This is a genomic window from Paenibacillus sp. sgz302148 (assembly GCF_056120465.1).
Map to the genome: position 1 here is coordinate 1 of NZ_JBVYOJ010000029.1, position 24,145 is coordinate 24,145.

General features: G+C 52.9%; 21 protein-coding genes and 1 rRNA gene. 18 read left to right on the forward strand and 4 right to left on the reverse strand.

Annotated features, from left to right (window positions below; all coding sequences use genetic code 11):
- Nucleotides 1–84, forward strand: a 5S ribosomal RNA gene (gene rrf, locus AC0LWM_RS29315); the annotation flags it as partial.
- Between the two features lie 58 nt (nt 85–142).
- Here rrf and AC0LWM_RS29320 read toward each other — a convergent pair.
- Nucleotides 143–1,099, reverse strand: a complete 957-nt coding sequence (locus AC0LWM_RS29320) for an SPL family radical SAM protein (protein ID WP_474678579.1) — start codon at nt 1,097–1,099, stop codon at nt 143–145.
- 283 nt (nt 1,100–1,382) lie between these two features.
- Between AC0LWM_RS29320 and AC0LWM_RS29325 the strand changes: the two genes are divergently transcribed.
- The 4 genes from AC0LWM_RS29325 to clpC all read left to right on the forward strand — a co-directional run bounded on the left by AC0LWM_RS29325 (nt 1,383) and on the right by clpC (nt 5,961).
- On the forward strand, nt 1,383–1,844 hold the full coding sequence (locus tag AC0LWM_RS29325; protein ID WP_474678580.1) for a CtsR family transcriptional regulator: 462 nt from the start codon (nt 1,383–1,385) through the stop codon (nt 1,842–1,844).
- Nucleotides 1,845–1,857: 13 nt separating this feature from the next.
- Nucleotides 1,858–2,376, forward strand: coding sequence for a protein-arginine kinase activator protein McsA (gene mcsA / locus AC0LWM_RS29330; RefSeq protein WP_474678581.1), 519 nt, complete (start codon nt 1,858–1,860; stop codon nt 2,374–2,376).
- A gap of 72 nt (nt 2,377–2,448) precedes the next feature.
- Nucleotides 2,449–3,501 (forward strand): protein-arginine kinase McsB, encoded by a 1,053-nt coding sequence (mcsB, locus tag AC0LWM_RS29335; RefSeq protein WP_474678582.1) that lies wholly within the window; start codon nt 2,449–2,451, stop codon nt 3,499–3,501.
- Nucleotides 3,502–3,516: 15 nt separating this feature from the next.
- Nucleotides 3,517–5,961 (forward strand): ATP-dependent protease ATP-binding subunit ClpC, encoded by a 2,445-nt coding sequence (gene clpC, locus AC0LWM_RS29340; RefSeq protein WP_474678583.1) that lies wholly within the window; start codon nt 3,517–3,519, stop codon nt 5,959–5,961.
- A 75-nt stretch (nt 5,962–6,036) separates the two neighbouring features.
- Here clpC and AC0LWM_RS29345 read toward each other — a convergent pair whose 3' ends face one another.
- Complete coding sequence (locus tag AC0LWM_RS29345; RefSeq protein WP_474678584.1) at nt 6,037–7,635, reverse strand: helix-turn-helix domain-containing protein; 1,599 nt, start codon at nt 7,633–7,635, stop codon at nt 6,037–6,039.
- Nucleotides 7,632–9,467 carry a cache domain-containing sensor histidine kinase gene (locus tag AC0LWM_RS29350; protein WP_474678585.1) on the reverse strand — a complete coding sequence of 612 codons (1,836 nt, stop codon included), beginning with the start codon at nt 9,465–9,467 and terminating at the stop codon, nt 7,632–7,634. Before AC0LWM_RS29350 ends, AC0LWM_RS29345 begins: the two co-directional genes overlap by 4 nt.
- A 186-nt stretch (nt 9,468–9,653) precedes the next feature.
- On the opposite strand from AC0LWM_RS29350, the gene AC0LWM_RS29355 reads away from it, so the two are divergent.
- From AC0LWM_RS29355 to pssA, 6 genes are all read left to right on the forward strand, one after another.
- Entirely contained in the window at nt 9,654–10,541 is an 888-nt protein-coding gene (locus AC0LWM_RS29355; RefSeq protein WP_474678586.1) for a carbohydrate ABC transporter permease, read from the forward strand.
- A complete protein-coding gene (locus AC0LWM_RS29360) occupies nt 10,541–11,380 on the forward strand; it encodes a carbohydrate ABC transporter permease (RefSeq protein WP_474678587.1) in 840 nt (279 codons plus the stop codon). Before AC0LWM_RS29355 ends, AC0LWM_RS29360 begins: the two co-directional genes overlap by 1 nt.
- Before the next feature lie 164 nt (nt 11,381–11,544).
- A complete protein-coding gene (locus AC0LWM_RS29365) occupies nt 11,545–12,822 on the forward strand; it encodes an ABC transporter substrate-binding protein (RefSeq protein ID WP_474678588.1) in 1,278 nt (425 codons plus the stop codon).
- Nucleotides 12,823–13,167: 345 nt separating this feature from the next.
- Nucleotides 13,168–14,532: a DNA repair protein RadA gene (gene radA, locus AC0LWM_RS29370; protein WP_474678589.1), complete on the forward strand. Its 1,365-nt coding sequence runs from the start codon at nt 13,168–13,170 to the stop codon at nt 14,530–14,532.
- Nucleotides 14,533–14,552: 20 nt separating this feature from the next.
- Nucleotides 14,553–15,629 carry a DNA integrity scanning diadenylate cyclase DisA gene (gene disA, locus AC0LWM_RS29375; RefSeq protein ID WP_474678590.1) on the forward strand — a complete coding sequence of 359 codons (1,077 nt, stop codon included), beginning with the start codon at nt 14,553–14,555 and terminating at the stop codon, nt 15,627–15,629.
- An 87-nt stretch (nt 15,630–15,716) separates the two neighbouring features.
- Nucleotides 15,717–16,463 (forward strand): CDP-diacylglycerol--serine O-phosphatidyltransferase, encoded by a 747-nt coding sequence (pssA, locus tag AC0LWM_RS29380; protein ID WP_474678591.1) that lies wholly within the window; start codon nt 15,717–15,719, stop codon nt 16,461–16,463.
- A gap of 81 nt (nt 16,464–16,544) precedes the next feature.
- Here the strand turns inward: pssA and AC0LWM_RS29385 are convergent, their stop codons facing one another.
- The gene (locus AC0LWM_RS29385) at nt 16,545–16,940 is read right to left on the reverse strand and encodes a DUF1573 domain-containing protein (protein ID WP_474678592.1); all 396 of its coding nucleotides are present in this window, start codon (nt 16,938–16,940) and stop codon (nt 16,545–16,547) included.
- 163 nt (nt 16,941–17,103) lie between these two features.
- Here AC0LWM_RS29385 and AC0LWM_RS29390 point away from each other — a divergent pair, with 163 nt between their 5' ends.
- From AC0LWM_RS29390 to AC0LWM_RS29420, 7 genes are all read left to right on the forward strand, one after another.
- Nucleotides 17,104–18,192 carry a PIN/TRAM domain-containing protein gene (locus AC0LWM_RS29390; protein WP_474678659.1) on the forward strand — a complete coding sequence of 363 codons (1,089 nt, stop codon included), beginning with the start codon at nt 17,104–17,106 and terminating at the stop codon, nt 18,190–18,192.
- A gap of 59 nt (nt 18,193–18,251) precedes the next feature.
- A complete protein-coding gene (gene ispD / locus AC0LWM_RS29395; RefSeq protein ID WP_474678593.1) occupies nt 18,252–18,968 on the forward strand; it encodes a 2-C-methyl-D-erythritol 4-phosphate cytidylyltransferase in 717 nt (238 codons plus the stop codon).
- Nucleotides 18,965–19,447, forward strand: coding sequence for a 2-C-methyl-D-erythritol 2,4-cyclodiphosphate synthase (gene ispF / locus AC0LWM_RS29400; protein WP_474678594.1), 483 nt, complete (start codon nt 18,965–18,967; stop codon nt 19,445–19,447). Before ispD ends, ispF begins: the two co-directional genes overlap by 4 nt.
- A gap of 40 nt (nt 19,448–19,487) precedes the next feature.
- A complete protein-coding gene (gene gltX / locus AC0LWM_RS29405) occupies nt 19,488–20,948 on the forward strand; it encodes a glutamate--tRNA ligase (protein ID WP_474678595.1) in 1,461 nt (486 codons plus the stop codon).
- Between the two features lie 657 nt (nt 20,949–21,605).
- Nucleotides 21,606–22,310: a serine O-acetyltransferase gene (epsC, locus tag AC0LWM_RS29410; RefSeq protein ID WP_474678596.1), complete on the forward strand. Its 705-nt coding sequence runs from the start codon at nt 21,606–21,608 to the stop codon at nt 22,308–22,310.
- Nucleotides 22,273–23,691, forward strand: coding sequence for a cysteine--tRNA ligase (gene cysS, locus AC0LWM_RS29415; protein ID WP_474678597.1), 1,419 nt, complete (start codon nt 22,273–22,275; stop codon nt 23,689–23,691). Before epsC ends, cysS begins: the two co-directional genes overlap by 38 nt.
- A gap of 2 nt (nt 23,692–23,693) precedes the next feature.
- Nucleotides 23,694–24,131: a Mini-ribonuclease 3 gene (locus AC0LWM_RS29420; RefSeq protein ID WP_474678598.1), complete on the forward strand. Its 438-nt coding sequence runs from the start codon at nt 23,694–23,696 to the stop codon at nt 24,129–24,131.
- Nucleotides 24,132–24,145 lie beyond the last annotated feature (14 nt).

Here is a 24,145-nt window from a genome sequence, read left to right on the forward strand (position 1 = left end):
CCCATCCCGAACACGACCGTTAAGCCCTCCAGCGCCGATGGTACTTGGATCGCAGGATCCTGGGAGAGTAGGACGTCGCCAAGCACAGATGAAACAGCCATTACGATCCATCGTAATGGCTGTTTTTGTATTTCAAATGGAGCTAAAATGTAAAGCATAGTTGCTCCGGTACCTCTCCACATTTTTCCCCTGTTTGCAAAGGAACTGACTTTTCCTCATTAGAGTTTGTCTCATGAAGCGCATGCTCATGATTATTCAAGCGGTACTGCCGCAGCAAAGCCTGAATATAATCGCGCAATGGTTGTCGATAATCGTCATGCACACGCGAAGAACGATAAAATAGATCGGCATATTTCGGGACGAGCTGTGGATAATACAAACGAAGCGTGGAGAAAAACCAGTTCTTCACGTCCGGATGATCAAGCCGCAAGAACGAAGACATGACAAATTTAGCCTGAGCATCCGCCGCATGTTGTACAAGTTCTTTAAGTTCATCATGGCCATCGGTAATATAGGGTATTATCGGAGCCAGGAAAACGCCGGTTGGAATGCCGGCTTCATTTAACCGCCGTACGGTTTCCATTCGTTTCGCGGGAAAGGGCGACGACGGCTCTAGCCGTCTCCAATGGTCACGGTTCAATGTATTGATACTTATGTTCACCGATACCATCGGCAACTTCATTAATAAGTCCATATCGCGCATAATCAGCGGCGAACGGGTCGTAATGGAAACCGGTACTTTATGCCGAGCGAGTATCTCAAGGCATTCACGTGTAATTCGCGCTTTTCCTTCCACCGGCTGGTACGGGTCGGTTGCCGTTCCGAGCGCAATGCGCCGCGGTCCCGATTTTTTCGTCCATTGCCTTAATTGCCTCTCTAGTACATCGGCTGCGTTGATCTTGATCAATATATGATGCTGGAACGTATCATCAGTGTCCATTCCTAGAAAACCATGGGTTTTACGGGCATAACAAAAGCTGCATCCGTGCTGGCAGCCTCGGTAAGGATTGATCGATCCTTCAAAAGGCATAGATGGCGCTTTTACTGCATTCAGAATGCTTTTGGCCTCAACGTTTTCATATTGAAGACGATTCGACATCCTTGATTCCTCCCGCCTTGCGAAATATAAGAACATATATTCCTATTCTTATCAATCATACACCACGAACATACGTTTTTCAATCCGGACAATAATGGAAGAACAATCAAGGGCAAGAATAAAAAATAATTTCCGGCCTAAACTATTGATACGGATGACAAAGCACTTGCAAATTGTCAAAAGTTGATTATAATAAAGTTAAAGTCAAAGATAGTCAAAGTCAACCGAACGGTTGCAGACTACGCGACTTCATCAGAAAGTCGTTTCATTGGAGGATGGATCGGTGCGTAATATCTCTGATCTTATCGAACAGTTTCTTAAGAACAGCCTGATGCAAAGCGCTGAAGGCGCCGTGGAGATTCAACGCAATGACTTGGCGGACCGGTTCCAATGCGTACCTTCGCAGATTAATTATGTGATCAGCACAAGGTTCACGCTGGAGAAGGGCTACCTTGTCGAAAGCAAACGCGGCGGCGGTGGATATATCCGCATTCAGCGTATTGAGCTGCCTTCGCATGGCGCGATACACGGCCATATTCTGCAGTCGATCGGTTCGCAAATCGATCAAACCGCGGCGGAAGGACTCGTGTATCAATTGGAGGAAGCAAGGCATATTTCCGCAAGGGAAGCCGGCATGCTAAGAGCGGCCATCGCTCGCGAAGTACTTGCTTTGAAGCTGCCGCTGCGCGACGAAATTCGCGCCAAGGTACTCAAGGCCATGTTGATCGCATTATTAGGCAAGTGAGGAGGGATCCTGGATGTTGTGTCAGGAATGCGGCAAGAAACCGGCAACGCTACATTTTACGAAAATCGTCAATGGCGAAAAAACGGAATTTCACATTTGTGAGTCCTGTGCTCGCGAAAAAGGAGAAATTCCCGGGACTGCCAACGGATTTTCCATTCACAGCCTGTTGTCAGGGCTGCTTGATTTCCAGCCTTCCTCAGCCGGGGCGTCCTTCGGTGCCAAGCCGCAGACGCTGCGCTGCGAGGAATGCGGCCTGACCTATGCGCAATTCAGCAAGCTGGGTCGATTCGGCTGCAGCTCGTGTTACCGGCATTTCGGCGATCGGCTCGATCCGCTGTTCAAGCGAGTTCACGGCAACACGGTGCATAGCGGCAAAATTCCAAAGCGGTCGGGTACGCAAATTCAATTTAAACGGGAAATCGACGATTTAAAGAAGGAATTGCAATACCGTATCGAGCACGAGGAATTCGAGTCGGCTGCGCAAATTCGCGATCAAATTCGCGAACTGGAGAGGAAATTATCCGGGGCATAACTTACAACGGCTTTCTGCCTAGAAGGTCTTTGCATAAGCTTTAACGAAGTGGCATAGGGAGGAAGGTGTACGATGTCGCGATTTACTCAAGAAGCGTTAAGCGATTGGATGAGAGGCAGCGGCCCCGATTCCGATATTGTGATCAGCAGCCGAATTCGGATCGCACGAAACGTGCGGTCGCAGCCTTTTCCGATGCTGGCCACGAATCAGCAGCTGAAAGAAGTGCTTGACGGTATCGTCCAAGTCGTCTCCGACCAGGCGCTTGCCGGCATTGATAAGCTGGAGCTGATTCCGCTGGCGAAGTTGAACGAATTGGAACGGCGGGTGCTCGTCGAGAAGCATCTCATTAGCCCGAATTTGGCGAATGAGTCACGGAACGGCGCCGTTATTTTGAGCGAAAACGAATCGATCAGCATTATGGTAAACGAAGAAGACCATATTCGAATTCAATGTTTGTTCCCTGGCTTTCAGCTTCAGGAAGCTTGGCAGCAGGCCAGTCGGATCGACGACATTTTCGAAACGCATCTCGACTATGCTTTTGACGAGAAATACGGATACTTAACGAGCTGCCCGACGAATGTCGGTACCGGGATTCGCGCATCGGTCATGATGCATTTGCCGGCGCTTGTGCTTACACAGCAAATCAACCGCATTTTGTCGGCGATTACTCAAGTGGGTCTTGCGGTTCGCGGCATATATGGCGAAGGCAGCGAAGCGACGGGCAATCTGTTTCAAATCTCCAATCAGATTACGTTAGGCCAATCCGAGGATGAGATTATCGACAACCTATACGGTGTCGCGAAGCAGATTATCGAACATGAAAAAGCGGCAAGACAAAAGCTGCTGCAAGAGTCGAGAATCCGTATCGTCGATCGGGTGATGAGGTCGTACGGCATTTTGTCGAATGCGGCTATTCTGGATTCGAAGGAAGCGGCTCAGCGGTTGTCGGACGTAAGGCTTGGAATCGATCTGGAGCTCATATCCGACGTATCCGGCAACGTGATGAACGAGCTGATGGTTATGATGCAGCCCGGGTTTTTGCAGCAATATTCCGGTGAGAAATTAAGCGCCGACGAACGCGATATTCGCAGAGCCGAATTGATTCGGGAACGACTGAAATATTAATGGAGGTGTATAGATATGATGTTCGGAAGATTCACGGAACGCGCACAGAAGGTACTGGCGCTGGCACAAGAAGAAGCAGTGCGTCTCGGCCATAACAATATCGGAACGGAGCACATCCTGCTCGGGCTGATTCGCGAGAATGAAGGGATCGCAGCCAAAGCGCTCATCGCACTCGGCTTAGGTCTCGAGAAAATTCAAGACGAAGTAGAGTCGCTCATCGGCCGCGGGCAAGAGAAACCGACCAACATCGCCTATACGCCGCGTGCGAAAAAAGTGATCGAGCTGTCGATGGATGAAGCCCGCAAGCTGGGTCACACCTACGTCGGCACCGAGCATATCCTGCTCGGGCTCATTCGCGAAGGCGAGGGCGTCGCGGCACGCGTGCTGAACAATCTGGGCGTCAGCTTGAACAAAGCGCGCCAACAAGTGCTGCAGCTGCTCGGTTCGAGCGAAGCGGTGTCGAGCAGTCACGGAAGCTCGGCAAATGTGAATACGCCGACCTTGGACGGCTTAGCGCGCGACTTGACGGCGATTGCCAAAGACGGCAATTTGGACCCCGTCATCGGCCGCAGCAAAGAAATCGAGCGCGTAATCCAAGTGCTCAGCCGCCGGACGAAGAACAATCCGGTTCTGATCGGCGAACCGGGCGTTGGTAAAACGGCAATTGCCGAAGGACTGGCGCAGAAAATCATCAACAACGAAATTCCCGAAACGCTGCGCGACAAACGCGTCATGACGCTCGATATGGGCTCCGTCGTGGCAGGCACCAAATATCGCGGAGAATTCGAGGATCGGCTCAAAAAAATCATGGATGAGATCCGCCAAGCGGGCAATATCATCCTGTTCATCGACGAGTTGCATACGCTGATCGGCGCAGGCGGGGCGGAAGGAGCCATCGATGCTTCCAACATCCTCAAACCGGCATTAGCCCGCGGCGAGCTGCAATGTATCGGCGCTACAACGCTAGACGAATACCGTAAATATATCGAGAAGGACGCCGCGTTGGAACGCCGTTTCCAACCGATTACGGTGGATCAGCCTTCGCAAGAAGAAGCGATTCAAATCCTGTACGGTTTGCGCGATCGCTATGAAGCGCACCACCGCGTAAAAATTACCGACGAAGCGATCATTCAAGCGGTGAAGCTATCGGACCGCTACATTACGGACCGCTTCCTGCCGGATAAAGCGATCGACCTGATCGACGAAGCGAGCTCCAAAGTAAGGCTTCGCTCTTATACGATACCGCCGAACTTGAAGCAGCTGGAGAGCCGTCTGGAAGACATCCGCAAGGAAAAAGACGCCGCCGTCCAAAGCCAAGAATTCGAGAAGGCAGCCGCGCTTCGCGATACGGAGCAGAAGCTCCGCGAAGAGCTGGACGATACGAAGAATCAATGGAAAGAGAAGCAAGGCCGCACCGATTCCGAGGTGACGCCGGAGGATATCGGGGAAATCGTCGCTAGCTGGACCGGCATTCCGGTAACGAAGCTTGCCGAAGAAGAAACGGAACGCCTGCTTAAGATGGAGGACATCCTGCATGCTCGCGTCATCGGCCAAGAAGAAGCGGTCAAAGCCGTAAGCCGGGCAATCCGCCGGGCACGCGCAGGTCTGAAAGATCCGAAGCGTCCGATGGGTTCGTTCATTTTCCTTGGACCAACCGGCGTAGGTAAAACCGAGCTGGCACGCGCGCTTGCCGAATCCATGTTCGGGGATGAAAATGCGGTTATCCGCATCGACATGTCGGAATACATGGAGAAACATTCGACTTCGCGTCTGGTCGGAGCGCCTCCGGGATATGTGGGCTACGAGGAAGGCGGCCAGCTGACCGAAAAAGTACGCCGTAAGCCTTACTCGGTCGTATTGCTCGACGAAATCGAAAAAGCGCATCCGGAAGTGTTCAACATCCTGCTGCAAGTACTGGAAGACGGTCGTTTGACCGACTCCAAAGGCCGCGTCGTTGACTTCCGCAACACGCTGATCATCATGACTTCTAACGTAGGAGCCGATACGATCAAGAGAAATTCGACGCTGGGCTTTACGGCAACAACCGATTCCGGCCACGAATACGGCAATATGAAGGATAAGGTGATGGCGGAGCTGAAGAAAAGCTTCCGTCCGGAGTTCCTGAACCGGATCGACGAAATCATCGTGTTCCACTCGCTCGAGCAGCAGCATATTGCGCAAATCGTGTCGCTTATGTCCGACGAGCTGCGCAAGCGCCTGAAAGAGCAAGAAGTCGACTTCACGCTGACGGATTCGGCCAAAGCGTTCCTAGCCAAGGAAGGGTTCGACCCGACCTATGGCGCACGCCCGCTCCGCCGCGCGATTCAGAAGCATATCGAGGATCGGTTGTCCGAAGATCTGCTGATGGGTAAAATTTCCAAAGGTGATTCGCTCACGATCGACGAGAAGGACGGGGAGCTCATCGTTCTTCGCAACAGCGAAGTAACGGCCAGTTCATAATAAAGGAATATGCCTGAAAAAAAGCAGCATCCGATTTTCGCATCATGCGAAACCGGATGCTGCTTTTTCATTTAGTCATAACTCTTTGCGATATTGCCCCGGCGATTGGCCGAACTCCTTCTTGAACACCTTGCTGAAATATTTTTCATCCGGGTAACCGACCATCGCGGCGATTTGCGTTATTTTCAGATTCGGGTTTTGCAGCAAAATTTTCGCTTTTTCCATCCGAATTTGCAGCAGGTAGTCGAATATGTTCACGCCGAACTCCTGCTTGAATTTGCGGGAAATGTATTCACGGCTCAAGTAAAACCGTTCCGCAATATCCTGCAGCGTCACTTCCTGACTGTAGTTTTGCTCGATATATTGCGCAATGTCGTAAATAACGTTCCGTTCCTTATGCTGCATCCTGCCGATCAATCCGGCGAACGCGACCCATTGGTCGACCAGCTCCCTCCGCCATAACGACAATGACAGTCGCCCATGCTCGTCGACCGGAATCGGCAAAGCGGGCAGCTCCGGCAACGGCGTGTCTTCCGCCATGCGCTGCTTGAGCCATTGCGAACGGAGGACTTGATATTCGTGCCGCCACAGCTCCATCTGTTCGACGGTAATGACGGGCAACCGCTTGACGGCTTCGATCCAATCGTGTACCGCAAACTCGATTTCTTCCTTTTTGCCGCTGAAGACGGAAAGCTTGAACTTTTCTTCGAAGTCCGAAATTTGCAGCGTGCTGAGCGCAGGTTTTTCCTTCGCCTCATAAATATGCAGCCAGGTGTTGTTCTCCAGCATATTGCGAAATCTCAAGGCGGTTTGCGCTTCCTTGTAAGAGGTGCTTAATCCTTCCGGAAAAGGCTGCGCGGTACCTACCCCAAAGTCAAACCGGCCGCGCAGCGTCGTGTAGAAGCCTTCATTAATGACAGCCAGCAAATCACGCAGCCGCTCGAATCTTTTCCAATAGAATAGAATGATCTCGTTCTCGCTGTTCCAATACCGGCAAGCGTATCCGCTATTGTCCTTGCGCAGAATCTCATTGCAAATATTGGTCAGCGAGAAGAACAACAGGTCGCGGTGATGATTGAATTTTTCGATGACGGTCCGTTCCATGAAATCAAGGCTGATGATGACGATTTGACATTGCCGGGTGTCCGGACCAAGACCGAATTCGCTATGCAGCATATCTTGCACGGATGCATAATAGCTTGGATCGGTGACCAGGTTGGAAAAGATTTTGTCCCGATACACCGGCTTCAACTGGTTCATCTCGATATTTTTCCGCTGCTGCTCGTGGCGCGTCGATTCTTCGCGTTCCCAGCAGCTTTTTGCCTTAAGCAGCGCTTCGTTCAGCTGTTCCGCGTCGATCGGCTTGAGCAAATAATCCATGCCCCCGAACTTGAGCGTATTGCGTACAAAATCGAAGTCGTCGTGGCCGCTGACGGCGATTTTTTTGCTGTGCGGCAAATGCTGCTGCAGCCATTCGAGAAAATCGATGCCGTTTTTACCCGGCATGATCATATCGGTCACGATCAGCTCCGGTTGATACCGCTCTGCAAGCTCGATCGCGACGGTTCCGTTGTCGGCTTCGATGATGCGGTCGACCCCAAGCGCCTGCCAATCGACTAGAAGCTTGATCGCTTCCCGGACATGCTGTTCGTCGTCTGCGATGAGGATGTTCACGGCTGTTCCCCCTCTCCTTGAACGTATGGAATCGTGAGCGTCACGATGAATCCGTAAGGCTTCTTCGACTCCACGGTCATGCTCGCATCCTCGCCGAAATAAAGCCGCAGCCGGATCAATACATTACTGAGTCCGATATGCTCCTGGCCTTCCATCAACGAAAGATTCGGTTTGCCGAGCAGGTTCTGCAGCTCAGCCAGCTTATCGGGCTCCACGCCGGCTCCGTTGTCTTCAATCGTAATGACGAGCTGTCCGTCCGGCCGCAATGTCGAGGCGATCCGGATTTGCGCGATCTCGTCCGGCCGCGTATGGTAGCCGTGCTTAAAATAATTTTCGATAATCGGCTGTAGCAGCATTTTTGGGACTTGCTTCTGTTCGGTCTGCTCCGCAATCTCGTAGATGACGTCCAGCCGTTCGCCGAACCGGTTTTTCTGCAAATCAAGATAAGCTTTGATGTGGCTGATCTCCGTCGATAACGGGACGATCGGCTCATTCGTCGTCATGTTGTACCGCATGATCCGGGCCAGCGACGAGATGAGCGAGTAGAGCTTGGGTGCTTGCAGCTGGAGCGCAAGCGTACCGATCGACTGCAGCGCGTTGTTGATGAAATGCGGGTTGATCTGCGCCTGCATCGCTTTGAGCTGGTTCGTCTTGTTGGCGATCTCCAGCTTGTACTCGCGGTTGATCAAATCGTTGATCGTTTGGATCATCGCGTCGAAGCGGCGTCCCAGGATGCCGATCTCGTCGTTGCTCTGCATCCGAATGTCGAAGTTCAGGTTGCCGGATTGGGCTTTATTCATATAATTGATCAGCTTTTTGATGCGTTCGGAAAAATGCAGTGAAATATACAAAGTCGCAATGATCACGATGACGAGAAACACCGCCGCGATAAAGGTGTTCATTTTGGCGATTTGCGTAGCATTGCTGTACAAATGCGCGAAGGTTTGCCGCTTGACGATCGTCCAATCCATATAGTTGGTTTTGATCCGGTCGTAGGTCACAAGCCCTGCGAATTGTTTATCGCTCCATTCGAAATATCCCGAATCTTCGCTTGCTTCCTTCAGCTTGGATACCCATCCCTCGGCGAGCGGTTTGCCGAGCTGATCCGGATTGTCCGCAAAGATGGCGTTGCCCTGCCTGTCGATAATATACAGCGATTCCACGTTCGGATCATACAGCTGTCCGCATATCGCGAACAATCCTTGCACTTTCACGTCGATCGATAAATAACCGATCACTTGTTCGCTAGGCGTGTTCAAGATCGGGCGATGTAGCGTAAATACGTTTTCCGGCTTGGCATTCATGTTCCATTGTGCGTTATACGAATGGCTCATATGCGTCGCCTCCACAAAAGGAGCCGCCGGATCCGCATGAGGCGGATAGGGGATCGTATAATTCCCGACTGCCGGCCCGCGGAATTGCCCCCGTGCAAGCAAATACGCACGGTTATCGGGTTCCAGCTGCAGGTGGATTTGCAGAATATCCCGTTTATTTTGGTACATATTAAGTAAATGCGAGAAAATCGTTTTCCAATTGCCCAGAATATCGGCATCTTTGGTTGCGTGCCTGCTCTCTCGTTCGACAATGCCGAATAGGGAGTTCGGCTTGTGCAGATCGTTATAAACGCTTAACGATGTTTGATTGATCGTTTCCATATAATTTTCGATATTGCTTTTGCCTAGCGAAATCAAATTCAAGTTCCGGCCGATCGACTCTTCGGTTACCGTTTTTTTCGTATATACGTAAGACATGAAGATGGAAGTGGCGATCGGGATAATCGTTGCCGCCAGCAGCAGTCCCATCAGCTTGTTGCGGATGCTTGTCTTGAACAAGAGGAGCCCCCCTTTATGCGTTTAACGCTCTAATCTGGATTCATCCTGTATCATTGTAGCAATGAAGATCAATATATTCCACCTTTCTGTTCACCTCTATCGGTGGTTCGCTCCCCCTCCTGCTCCTATACTGAAGTTGGGGATGTTCACCGTATAAACGTCTCGGCAGGGAAGGAGATAGCATACATGAATACGAAGAGAAAACGCAGCGAATGGCTGCAGCAGCTTGTATTCGTCGGTCCCGGGTTATTATTTTTCACCATTATCGTAGCCATTCCGTTTTTGCTCGGGTTTTATTACTCGTTTACGAATTGGAACGGGCTGGATATGGATAAAGCGACATGGACCGGCTTGGATAATTTCCGCAAAATTTTTACGAATGACGAGAAGTTTTGGCAATCGCTTGTGTTTACGCTTAAATTTACAGTGGTCTCCGTCATTGTTACGAACGTGCTTGCCTTTTTCCTGGCGCTGGCGCTGAATCGCCCGCTCAAGACCAAGCGCATGCTGCGCACGGTGTTTTTTGTGCCGAACGTCATCGGCGGCATTTTGCTCGGCTTTATTTGGCAGTTTATTTTTACGAAAGGCTTTCTGACGATCGGCGACTTGACCGGGCTTTCGCTGTTCCAGCTCCCATGGCTCGGAACGCCGGAGACCGGATTTTGGGGACTCGTTATCGTGTTCGTCTGGCAGACATCCGGCTATATGATGATCATTTATATTGCGGCTTTGGCCGGGTTGCCGAAGGATCTGCTGGAGGCGGCCCGCATCGACGGAGCGGGTTATTGGCAAATCGTGCGTTCGGTGCTCGTTCCGCTTGTCATGCCGGCGATTACGATTTGTTTGTTCCTAACCATCTCCAACGCATTCAAAATGTTTGACTTGAGCTTATCGTTGACGAAAGGCGGGCCGGGAACTTCGACGCAATCGATCGCGTTCAACATTTACGCCGAAGCGCTGAACAATAACCGGTACGGCCTGGGCACGGCGAAAGCGATGCTGTTCTTCTTTGCCGTTTCCCTCATAACCCTTGCGCAAGTGTGGCTCACGAAACGGAAGGAGGTCGAAGCCTAATGGAACGGTCGGAGAGATACGGCGGCGGGACGTTTGTTCTGGAAGTGGTTGCGATCCTGCTCGCCTTATTGTTTATCGCGCCTTTTTATTTCGTATTGGCCAATTCGGTGAAGGTGCTTGGTGAAATATTGGTTGACGCGGCTTCTTGGCCGGCTGTGTTTCATTGGGATAACTACTCGAAGGTATGGGACATTATCAATTTTCCGAAGGTGCTTCTCAATTCGGTGATGATCACCGGGATTAGCGTGGCCGGCATCGTCATCGTCAGCTCCATGACCGCGTACCGGCTCGTACGCCGGCCGACGCTGTTCAATCGGATGTTGTTCATGCTGTGCGTCGCATCGATGATCATACCGTTCCAGTCGGTCATGCTTCAGCTTGTCCGCGTGACGAGCTTGCTGGAGCTGCGGGGCAATCTGCTCGGCATCGTCGTATGTTACCTCGGCTTCGGGCTCGCACTGTCGATGTTCCTGTTCCACGGCTTTATCAAAAGCGTGCCGCTTGAAATCGAAGAAGCCGCCGTGATCGACGGGACATCGCCGTACGGCGTGTTCTGGCGGATCGTGTTTCCGCTGCTGAAGCCGATCGTCGTGACGGTCATCATCCTGAACACGCTTTGGATTTGGAACGATTATTTGCTGCCCGTTCTCGTCATCGGCGGGAACCGGGAGTTAACGACGATTCCGCTCGCGATCACGAAATTTTTCGGTCAATATACGAAGCAGTGGGACATGGCGCTTGCCGGTCTTACGATCGGGATCGCGCCGATCATCGTTTTCTTCCTGGCGCTGCAGAAGCATATCGTCGAAGGGATTACGGCGGGTTCGGTCAAAGGTTAATCAACAAGTTCCACCTTTTGTGTCAACATCGTCTGTGTTGCGTTGAATTCGATAAACCTATAATAAAACTGAGCAAGAAAACACATCACAAACGCTTCCATGTAAAATTATAGTATTCGATGGAGCGCGTAAGTCAAAGTCATTACTCTTAGGAGGGTCTATTCATGAAAAAATGGCTCATGCTAACGCTGTCGGCCGTGCTACTCGTCGTTCTGGCCGCAGGCTGCGGCGCGAAAACGGACACGTCCAAGGAAGGTGCCGGCACGGATACGACAAAGCAACCGGCGAAAGACGTAACGATTAAAGTGTTTCAATTCAAAGTCGAAATTGCCGATGCCTTGAATAAAATGGCGGAGGAGTATGAAAAAGAAACCGGCGTCAAAGTCATCGTCGAAACGCATGGCGGCGGCGAGGATTACGGCGCGCTGCTGAAAGCGGAATTCGCGTCCGGCTCCGAACCGGAAATTTTCAATAGCGGCGGTTTTTCCGCAATTCAGCCGTATGCGGACCGTGCAGAGGATTTGAGCGGCGAACCGTGGGTAGCGAACTTGCTTGAGGCAACGAAAGCGCCGATTACGATGGATGGCAAGCTGGTTGGCATGCCGATGAATACGGAAGGCTACGGCCTTATTTACAACAAAGACTTATTTGCCAAAGCGGGCATTACCGGCGAGCCGAAGACGCTTCCGGAGCTGAAAGAAGCTGTGGCCAAGCTGAAAGCGGCGGGCATTACGCCGTTCGAAGGAACGAACGAATGGTGGTCGCTCGGCATTCATTTGTTGAACGTGGCGCTTGCGAACCAACCGGATCCGGCGAAATTTGCCGAGGACTTGAAGGCAGGCACGGCAACGATCAAGGACAACGCCGTGTTCAAGCAATGGGTAGACTTGGTTGACCTCATCTTCCAAAATTCGCAAAAGGAACTGTTGACAACCGACTACGCAACGCAAGTCGCCAACTTCGCATCCGGCAAAGCGGCGATGCTGCAGCAAGGCAACTGGACGCAAGGCGACATCAACAAGGTGAACGCGAACTTGAACCTGGGCGTGCTTCCGCTGCCGATCAACGATCAGCCGGGACATGTGATGGTCGGCGTACCGAACAACTGGATCGTCAACAAAAAGTCGGCGCATCCGGAAGAAGCGAAGAAATTCCTGAACTGGATGGTCAGCTCGGAGACCGGCAAACGTTATTTGACCAAGGAATTCAAGTTTATGCCGGCGGTGAATAACGTTACGGCTACGAAAGAAGACGTTGGACCGATCGCCGTTGCGATTCAGGACCAGTCGAAGGACGCATTGGGCTGGCAGTGGGACCGTTTCCCGGACGGCACGACGCAAGGATGGGGCGCTGCGATGCAAGAATACGAAGGCGGACGGATCAACAAGGATCAGCTGCTGGAGAAGCTCGACAAAGCGCTGAAAGATATTTTGGGCAAATAAGGCGAAAAGGCGATAGGATAAAAGGAAGAACCGCGAAGCGAGCAAATACTCACTTTGGCGGTTCTTTTTCTTCGCAAATATGGTAAAATGATGGATAAGCACAAGAGACAGGCTCGCAAGGGCGGCTAGGCGGATCTCCTGAAAGGGAGTTCTAAAAAGAAATAGACCGCCCTGTGCAAAGGATTGCGGTCTGTTCCTTTTACCGTAAATATTGTGCCGGAGCCGGTTGCCGCCGGCTCCTTACTTAGTTTAATCATACACTAACGTGCTTCTTACATGCAATGAGTTATTGTGCATGAAATGCACATCGGGTAAGCGCAAGGAAGATCTAGAAGGAGAACGCTTATGGCAAAAGTCAAAACAAAGTTCAACTGCCAGGAATGCGGCTACGAGTCGGCCAAGTGGTTCGGCAAATGCCCAGGCTGCGGCGGTTGGAATACGATGGTGGAAGAGATCGAAACTGTGGTCAAAACGCAGGGCGTAAATTCGTCGCTCATGACGAAAGAAAAACCGGTGTCGATCATACATATAGAAAGTGGTCAGGAGCCGCGCATCTTAACAGGCATCGGCGAACTGGACCGCGTGCTCGGCGGCGGGCTTGTGCCGGGATCGTTCCTGCTTGTCGGCGGCGATCCCGGGATCGGCAAATCGACCTTGCTGCTGCAAACGTCGAATGCTCTTGCCACAAGCGGCTTGAAGGTACTGTACGTTTCCGGAGAGGAATCGGTCCGGCAGACGAAGCTGAGGGCTGATCGGCTCGGCGCTCTGTCGGCCAATTTGTTCGTGCTCTGCGAAACGAACGTGGACCAGATCGAAGAGGCGGTTGCGACAGTGGAACCGGATTTTATGGTCATCGACTCGATTCAGACCGTATACGTGCCGTTGGTCACGTCGGCACCGGGCAGCGTATCGCAAGTTCGCGAATGTACGGCGCATTTTATGCGCATCGCTAAAGGGAAAGGTATTGCGACCTGCCTCGTCGGTCACGTGACGAAGGAAGGAGCGATCGCCGGCCCCCGGATGCTGGAGCATATGGTCGATTGCGTGCTCTACTTCGAAGGGGAGAGGCATCATGCTTACCGGCTGCTGCGGACCGTGAAGAACCGGTTCGGTTCGACGAACGAGATGGGCATATTCGAGATGGCTGAAGCGGGACTAATCGAAGTGGCGAATCCTTCGGAGCTATTCTTGTCCGAGCGGCCGCGCGGCGTTGCGGGCTCGACCGTCATCGCCAGCATGGAGGGCACACGCCCGGTACTCGTCGAGCTGCAAGCGCTTGTAACGTCGACCAACTTTCCGACGCCGCGGCGGATGTCGACCGGGATCGATCATAATCGGCTCGCATTGATCATCGCCGTGCTGGAGAAGCGCATGGGCATGTCCCTTCAGAATCAGGACGCTTACTTGAACGTGGCGGGCGGGGTCAAGCTGGACGAACCGGCGGTTGATTTGGCGGTGGCGGTGAGCATCGCCTCAAGCTTCCGCGATAGGCCGACCCACGAATTCGACGTCGTATTCGGCGAGATCGGACTGACGGGCGAGGTTCGGGCCGTATCCCGTGCGGAGCAGCGGATCAAGGAAGCCGAGAAGCTCGGCTTCAAGCGGGTCATTATGCCGGCGAAAAGCCTGAAAGGCTTCAAACCGGTTAAAGGAATCGAAGTCATCGGGGTGGATACGGTGGCGGAAGCACTTGCGGTTGCGCTAGGTTAGGGGATAAGGGGGCGATATAGATGAAGGAAACGAACCAACAGGAAACGATGAGCCAATTGCTGCAGCTGGTCGCTCCGGGCACATCGTTCCGCGACGGGCTGGAAAATGTGCTTCGGGCCAAAACCGGCGCTCTGATTGTGGTCGGGTACAGCCCGGAAGTGATGGAAGTGGTGGACGGAGGGTTCTCGATCAATTGCGATTTTTCGCCGAACTACTTATACGAACTCGCGAAGATGGACGGCGCGATCATCATCAGCGAAGATTTGAAGCGTATCTTGTATGCGAATACGCAGCTTATCCCGGATCCATCGCTGCCCGCCACCGAAACCGGCATCCGGCACCGGACGGCGGAGCGAGTCGCGAAGCAAACCGGCAAGCTCGTCGTATCGATTTCGCAAAGAAGGAATGTCATCACGCTGTACCAAGGCAGCCTTCGGTATACGCTCAAAGATATCGGCGTGATCCTCACGAAAGCGAATCAAGCGATCCAAACGCTTGAAAAATATAAAGCCGTGCTGAGCCAAGCTTTCACCAATTTGGGGGCGTCCGAATTCGAGGAGCTTGTCACCTTGCATGAAGTGGCGGGTGTGCTGCAGCGCGTCGAGATGGTGCTGCGGGTCAAGGCTGAAATCAAGCGCTTCATCAACGAGCTAGGCACCGAAGGGCGTCTCATCAGCTTGCAAATGGAGGAGCTTGTAAGCCATATCGATGCCGAGGCATGGCTGCTGCTCAAGGATTATTCTCGGGACAACTCCGAGGAACGCATCAAAGAAGTGAAGCTGGGGTTGAAGAAGCTGTCTTCCGAGGAACTGCTCGACCACCATAGCATCGTTCGCATACTCGGGTATCCATACACGAGCAGCATGATGGAAGAACCGATTTCGCCGCGCGGTTACCGGATGTTAAGCAAAATCCCGAGGCTGCCGGCGGTCATCATCGGCAATCTGGTGGAAAGATTCGGCCATCTGTCGCATATGATGATGGCAACCATCGAAGAATTGGACGAGGTCGACGGTATCGGCGAGGTTCGTGCCCGCGCGATCAAAGAAGGATTAAAGCGCATCCAAGAACAAGTGTTTATTGACAGACATATTTAAATCCCATACAATCAATTAATGGCATTTTATACGACATCAATTGAGAAACGGTTTTGGGGCATAGTAAATGTAGAGGTGGACAAATAAATGATAACCAAATCCATTCCCAGCTTATTTACTGTGGGTAATTTATTTCTAGGAATCGTTTCGATTATCCTGGTGTTTAACGAAAGACCGGAATTGGCTGCCATTATGGTCATCATCGCGATGCTGCTCGACGGGATCGACGGTCGGGTTGCCCGAGCGTTAAATGTGCAAAGCGAATTCGGCAAAGAGCTTGATTCGCTGTCCGATGTAATCTCGTTTGGCGTAGCGCCTGCGTTTATTATGTACGTTGTCGCTTTTCAGAATATTAATCCGGCTGCAGCCTGGATCGTTACTGCGATTTTCCCGATTTGCGGAGCGCTTCGGCTTGCCCGGTTTAACGTCATAGCAGGGATTCCCGGTTATTTTGTCGGCTTGCCCATTCCGGCGGCGGGCGGCGTACTCGCTACGCTGGCGTTGTTCCATAACGATATCGGCGCACCGTACATGGTCGTCGGCAGCTTGCTTTTGTCGTATTTGATGGTCAGCACCGTCAAATACCCGAACTTCAAGAAGGTCGGCATTCCGAAAGCCGCCATCTGGGTCGTACCGGCCATCATCATTGCGGCCGTAACGTTGGCTATTATTTTTCCGGAGCATTCGTCCAAGCTGATCTTCGTGCCGCTCGTACTTTACGCGCTGTACGGCTTAAAAAAAAACGTTGAACGGCTCTTCCCGCGCAGACGGCGCAAATCCAAGACACAATCCGCCGCCGCCAAATCGGAAGAAGCAGTCAAATCCGAATCGTAAAATATCATAGCGAGGCAAAATAAAAAGCATTTATTTTCTGAAGAGAAAATAAATGCTTTTTTCTTTGGTTTCGGTTCAGACCTACGATAGGTTAAAAAATCCGAGCGTCGTGCATTTTTGCGATTCTTTGGTAACAACCTCATCCATATCCACATCAAGCAAATTGCATAAGGCGGACATATAGAACAAATTTTTCCCAAGCTCGGTCGTAATCATTTCCTTGCAATGCTCGCAGAGCTCGCCGGAAACGTGGCTGTTCATCTGATGCTTGGTTCCTTCGATGCTCAGATCGTCGGAATACGTTTGTTTTGTGGCTTGAACGGCAATGCAGCCGCATTCGGTTATGGATTTGACGACCGATCGATTGACGGCGGCATTCGCCTGGCCGCACTTTGACAATACATCCAGCAAACTTCGATGGCGGAGCAGCAATTCCGATACTTGTTCCTGAAATTCCGTTAATGTTGTCGCGCTCAATCCCATGCACCTCAATTCCACTCAATTTCCAATTTCATTATAGCGAAACCGATGTCCGATTTCAAAAGAAATTGTTCGTCTCCGATTAGCCTTGAAGAAATTGGACCATAATTGTAAAAGGAATGGAAATAAGCATACAAATTGATGGAGGTGAAGCATCATGATGTTCAAAAGAACAATTCAGCTATTGTTGACTTTATTGGGCGCGATGGTAGGCGGCCAGCTTTATGATTTGATGGACAAGCCGTTCTTGTTTCTAGAACCTGTATTTGATGCTGCGAATGGCTTCGGCGGCAAGCTCTTGTTCGTCGCCTTAGGCGCGCTGCTCGGATTTGCGGTAGCAACTTGGGGAACCCAAGCGATCATCGGGATGATTCGGGGTAGTATCGACCGGTTGGCTCAAGTTCCCGGGGGGGAGTTGGGTTCCGGCCTTCTGGGTTTGATCGTCGGCCTGCTCGCTTCTTTTCTGGTCTATCCGCCTGTCGCCAAGATCAGCGGTGCCGATACGGTAATTCCGCTCATGATGACGCTATTATTCGGCTATATCGGGTTTCAGATCGGGTATTTGAAGAAGGACGAAATCGCCGCTCTGCTAGCGGCCGCTCGCGGGGATCGCGGCAAGCAGAAGGATGAGAAGGGATTTGAGGAGCACAAAATATTGGATACAAGCGTCATCATCGACGGCCGGATCGCCGATATTTGCAAAACCGGTTTTATCGAAGGGACCCTTGTCATTCCCGAGTTCGTGCTCGAGGAGCTGCAGCATATCGCCGATTCTTCGGATTTGCTGAAACGGAATCGCGGCCGTCGTGGTCTTGATATTTTGAACCGGATCCAGAAGGAATTGGACGTTAAAGTTCTCATTTATGACGGTGACTTCGAGGATATTTCCGAGGTTGACAGCAAGCTGGTGCGGCTTGCCAAAGCGCTCCAGGGTAAAGTGGTGACGAATGATTTTAACCTGAACAAGGTTTGCGAGCTGCAAGGGGTTTCCGTCCTGAACATTAATGATTTGGCGAATGCGGTGAAACCTGTCGTTCTCCCGGGTGAGGAAATCCTGGTCCAGGTCATTAAGGACGGCAAGGAGCACGGACAAGGCGTCGCTTATTTGGACGACGGAACGATGATCGTCGTCGAAGGCGGCCGCGAGTATATCGGCACGACGATGGAAGTGCTCGTGACGAGCGTGCTGCAAACGTCGGCCGGCCGAATGATCTTCGCCAAGCCGAAATTGTTGGAAAAAGCACTCTAAAACAGGTATAGTAGATACAGATGAGTGACTCCAACAGGAGAGATTAGGGGCCGAGGAATATGGGGAAGCTTGGCGTTGTCGTTGTCGCCGCGGGCCGGGGCTCGCGGATGGGCACGCAAGAAAGCAAGCAATATTTGCTGTTGCAGGACAAACCGATCGTCGTGCATACGCTGGAGCTGTTCGAGCAGCTGGCGGATGTTGCGGCGATTACGCTTGTTGTAGGGAAAGACGACGTGGACCGGAATGAAGATTTCGTTCGGCAGTACGCGCTGACCAAAGTGATCCGCGTCATCGCCGGCGGCGCAGAGCGGCAGCATTCGGTCTATCGCGGGCTTGTCGCACTGGAGGAAGAAGGGATCGAGTGGGTGCTGGTTCACGACGGCGTCCGTCCGTTCGTGAAACCGGAGCAAGCGGTACGCTGCTATGAAAAGGCGCGGTCGACGGATGCCGCAGCGGTGCTCGCCGTACCGGTCAAAGATACGATTAAGCTTGTACATCCTTCTGGCGTCATATCATCGACGCCGGATCGGCGAAGCTTGTGGGCGATTCAGACCCCGCAGGCTTTTCGTCTGTCCGCGTTGCTTGAGGCGCATCGTGCGGCGGAGCGCGACGGGTTCCTCGGCACCGACGACGCGATGCTCGTCGAGCGGCTTGGACTGCCGGTTCATGTCGTGGAGGGTGACTACCGCAATTTGAAAATTACGACGCCGGAAGATTTGGACATGGCGGAGTACGTGCTGTCCCGGCAATCATGGAGAGGGGATACGACAAGATGATTCGAGTAGGGCAAGGTTTTGACGTGCATCAATTGGTGGAAGGCCGTGAATGCATTATCGGCGGCGTCCGCATTCCATATGAGAAAGGGCTTCTCGGCCATTCCGACGCCGACGTGCTGCTGCACGCGATTAGCGACGCCATCCTCGGCGCGCTGGGACAAGGCGATATCGGCAAACATTTTCCCGACACGGATGCTGCGTTTAAGGACGCCGACAGCTTGAAGCTGCTGGAGCAAGTATGGGCGATCGCGAAGTCGATGGGCTACAAGCTCGGCAATATCGATTCGACGATCATCGCCCAGAAGCCGAAGATGGCGCCGCACATTCCGCATATGGTCGAGATTATCGCCCGTGCGCTAGAGGCGGAGATTTCGCAGGTGAACGTAAAGGCAACGACGACGGAATGGCTTGGTTTCACCGGCCGAGGCGAAGGAATCGCCGCCCAGTCGGTTGTCTGTCTCGTTCGCGATGTGCTATGATCAAGGGATATTGAACGTTCAGGGAGGAGCGCTGGATCAGATGAGCAGCCAACCAGAAATCCGCGTGCGCTATGCGCCGAGCCCAACCGGTCATTTGCATATCGGTAACGCTCGGACGGCGTTGTTTAACTATTTGTTCGCCCGCCATCACGGGGGAAAATTCATTATCCGCATCGAGGACACGGACGTGAAGCGCAACGTGGCCGGCGGCGAGGAAAGTCAACTGAAATATTTGAAATGGCTAGGCATCGATTGGGACGAAAGCATCGACATCGGGGGCGAATACGGGCCGTACCGTCAAACCGAACGACTCGATATTTACCGCAAGTGCTGGCAGGAGTTAATGGATAAAGGGCTGGCGTATTATTGCTACTGCACCGAGGAGGAGCTGGAGCAGGAGCGCGAAGAGCAAACCGCGCGCGGCGAAACACCGCGTTATTCCGGGAAGCACCGCACATTGACGGAGGAACAACGCCAGGCGTATGAGGCGGAAGGCCGCATCCCTAGCGTTCGGTTCCGCGTGCCGGAAGGCAGGACGTATACGTTCAACGATATGGTAAAAGGCGAAATCTCGTTTGAATCGGACGGCATGGGCGATTTCGTCATCGTGAAGAAAGACGGCATTCCGACGTATAACTTCGCGGTTGTCGTGGACGATTATCTGATGCGCATTTCCCATGTGCTTCGAGGCGAGGACCACGTATCCAATACGCCGCGTCAGCTGATGCTGTATGAAGCGCTTGGCTGGGAAGCGCCGCTGTTCGGCCATATGACGCTGATCGTGAACGAGCACCGGAAAAAGCTGAGCAAGCGCGACGAGTCGATCATTCAATTTATTGAGCAATACGACAATCTCGGGTATTTGCCGGAGACGTTGTTCAACTTCATCGCGCTGCTCGGCTGGTCGCCGGAAGGCGAGAACGAGATGTTCACCCGCGACGAGCTGATCGGCATTTTCGACGAGAGCCGGCTGTCGCGCAGCCCGGCGGTGTTCGATACCGACAAGCTGAGCTGGATGAACAACTATTACTTGAAGAAAGCCGATCTGACGCGTGTCGTTGAGATGGCGATCCCGCATTTGCAGAAAGCCGGCAGGATTCCGGCGCAGCTGGACGAAGCGACGACGAAATGGGTCACCGCGCTTGTTGGCCTGTACCAAGAGCAGCTGCGCTCCGCATCGGAAATCGTCGAGTTGTCCGACATGTTCTTCCGCGAGGAAGTGGAGTTCGACGACGAAGCGAAAGCCGTGCTCGCCGAACCGCAAGTACCGGCCGTGCTTGCCTCTTTCTTGAAGCAGGTGGAGCAGGCGCCTGAATTTACGGAGGAAGCGATGCAAGGGCTAATCAAGAGCGTGCAAGCCGAGACGGGCAGCAAAGGCAAGCAGCTGTTCATGCCGATCCGCGTGGCGCTGACGGGCCAGATGCACGGCCGCGATCTGAACCAGACCTTGTATTTGCTGGGACGAGACAAAGTCACAAGCCGGTTGCGCAACCTGCTGTAACGATGTATACTAGGGGAAACGTCACCACAAAGTGGGGCTTGGCTTCAAAGCTGACTCAGGTACTTCGCGGGGCCCTAAATTATATCAGCGTTGATCAGGAGAATATGTTTCACCTGCGGATTTTCAGAGAGGGGGATCGGACGTTTCGGCGTCCGGCTGCGAATCGCCCATTCCGTCGAAGCGTATGATGCACCTGTGAGCTGCGCATCCGATTTGCGGCCGCCTTTTGGCGCGCCAGACAAGGTAGGTTGTGCCGAATCGTCCGCGTTAAGGACGCACAAGAGGGGATACGATGACCGATAGCGGAATCGTTAGATCGAGTCGGAGAGCGTAACCCAAGCAGAGTGGAACCACGGATAAACGTCTCTGCAGCCGAATTTGGCTGCAGAGGCTTTTTTGTATTTATAATATGTGAAAGTATAAGTTTTCAGCGGAGCCGAACCTTTCTGAACGATAATGAAAGTTTAAGTTCGCTGAAGCATTAAAGCGAAAAAGAACTTTCTTTACCTAGAATAAACTTCCGCTAAAACGCGGTCGCTCATCCTTGAAGGACTTCGATAGAGGTTTTTCTTATAGGCTGATCTTATTTCACCGGTAAACGTCATGCGCTAGGTTTCCAAGGCGCCATCGTTTATCCATGGCAGAGGGGATAACCAGATGTTTAGCCATATGAAATCCGACATACAAGCGGTCATGGACAACGATCCAGCGGCGCGCAGCGTTTTTGAGGTTGTATTCACCTATTCCGGGCTTCATGCGATATGGGCGCATCGGATCGCGCACGCTTTGTTCAAGCGGCGGTTCTGCACGATGGCGCGAATCGTATCGCAGGTCAGCCGCTTTTTTACGGGGATTGAAATCCATCCGGGCGCACGCATCGGCAGCCGATTGTTCATCGACCATGGAATGGGCGTCGTCATCGGGGAAACGTGCGAAATCGGCGACGATGTCGTTCTCTACCAGGGCGTGACGCTTGGCGGTACCGGCAAAGAGAAAGGCAAACGGCATCCGACGATCGGCAATAACGTCGTTGTCGGCTCGGGCGCCAAAGTGCTCGGATCGTTTACGGTTGGGGATAATGCAAGTATCGGCTCAAATGCGGTCGTGCTGCGGGAGGTGCCGCCGAACAGCACGGTCGTCGGCAATCCGGGCCGCGTCGTGAAGCGGGACGGCGTGCGGGTCGACAAGCTGGACCATTCCAAGCTGCCCGACCCGGTTATCGAAATGTTCCGCACGATGCAGAAAGAAATCGAAGAATTGAAATCGGAGCTGCATAGCTTAAAACATAACGGAACAAGACCAAATGACAAAGGGGTTGAACGAGATGCCACTCAAGATTTACAACACGTTAACGAGAAATAAAGAAAAGTTCGTGCCGATCGAGCCAGGCAAAGTGAGAATGTATGTTTGCGGGCCGACGGTGTACGGCTACATCCATATCGGCAATGCGCGTCCGGCCATCGTCTTCGACGTGGTGCGCCGTTACCTGGATGCGACCGGCTATGACGTCAATTATGTCGTCAACTTCACGGATGTGGACGACAAGCTGATCCGCAAGGCGGAAGAGATGGGGACGACCGTGCCGGAAGTCGCGGAAACGTTCATCGCCGCTTATTACGCGGACATCGATGCCCTGAAGGTGCGGCGGGCGACGTTGAATCCGCGCGTAACGGACAACATTCCGGAGATTATCGCGTTCATTCAAGGCTTGATCGACAAAGGGTATGCCTATGAAGCGGGCGGAGACGTCAACTACCGGACGGAGAAGTTCGCCGATTACGGCAAACTGTCGCATCAGAATCTCGAGGAGCTGCAATTCGGCATCCGGATCGAGGTCGACGAGCGTAAAGAAAACCCGATGGATTTCGTGTTATGGAAAAAAGCGAAGCCCGGCGAGATTAGCTGGAGCAGCCCGTGGGGCGAAGGCCGCCCGGGATGGCATATCGAATGCTCTGCGATGGCGGGCAAATATTTGGGCGAAACGCTCGACATCCACGGCGGCGGACACGACCTGCAATTCCCGCATCACGAGTGCGAGGTGGCGCAGTCCGAGGCGCTGAACGGGCAGGAGCTTGCCCATTACTGGATGCATAACGGCTTCGTGAACATCAACAACGAGAAGATGTCCAAGTCGCTCAGCAACGGCATTCTGGTTAAAGATCTGGTTGCGCGCATCAGACCGGAAGTGATCCGTTATTTCATGCTGTCGGCGCATTACCGCAGTCCGCTGAATTTCAGCGACGAAACGATTGCGCAGGCCGGCAACAGCGTCGAACGGATCGAAACGTGCGTGGCCAATGTGAAGCACCGGCTGAAGGTGCTCGGCGCAGAAGCCGCGGAAGCGGCGGATGCGAATGGCAGCCATGAGCTGTCAGAGCGGCTTGAGGCGATCCGCGGCGAGTTTCATGCCAAGATGGAGGACGATTTCTCGACGCCGGATGCGATTACGGCCGTGTTCGAACTCGTCAGCGAAGCGAACCTGTATTTGCAGCGGGAGCGGGCGAACGCTGCCGTGTTGAAGGCGCTGCTGGCTCTATTCGATGAAATGAACGACATTCTGGGCATCCTATCGGATGGCGAGGAAGCGCTGCTGGACGGCGAGATCGAACAGCTGATCGCCGAGCGTGTCGAAGCGCGCAAAGCGAAGAACTGGGCGCGGGCCGACGAAATCCGCGACCTGCTGACCGAACGCGGCATCGTGCTGGAAGACACGCCGCAAGGCATCCGCTGGCGCAGGAAATAACGATGGACGATACATTGTTTACCCATGCGCCGGCCAAAGACGCGGCTTTGATTCAACCTCTTGTGCTCGCTTACGTCGGCGACGCCGTTTATGAAATGTACGTCCGGCAATACGTCGTGTCGCTGCCGAACCATCGGCCGAACCATTTGCACCGGCAAGCGACACGATTTGTATCGGCGAAGGCGCAATCCAAATCGCTGGAGTTCGTGCTCCCGCTGCTGGACGAGGAAGAGCAGGATATCGTCCGGCGCGGGCGCAACGCCAAATCCGGCACCGCGCCGAAAAACGCCGATATTTTGCAATACCGGCACAGCACGGCATTTGAATGTTTGCTCGGTTATTTGTACTATAAGAAAAGATTCGAACGTTTGGAACAATTGATGGGCATTGCGGTGCAAAGCATCGAAAGCGGCAAGTCTGCGAAGAGCCCGTCCGAATAGATAACGAGAGAGAA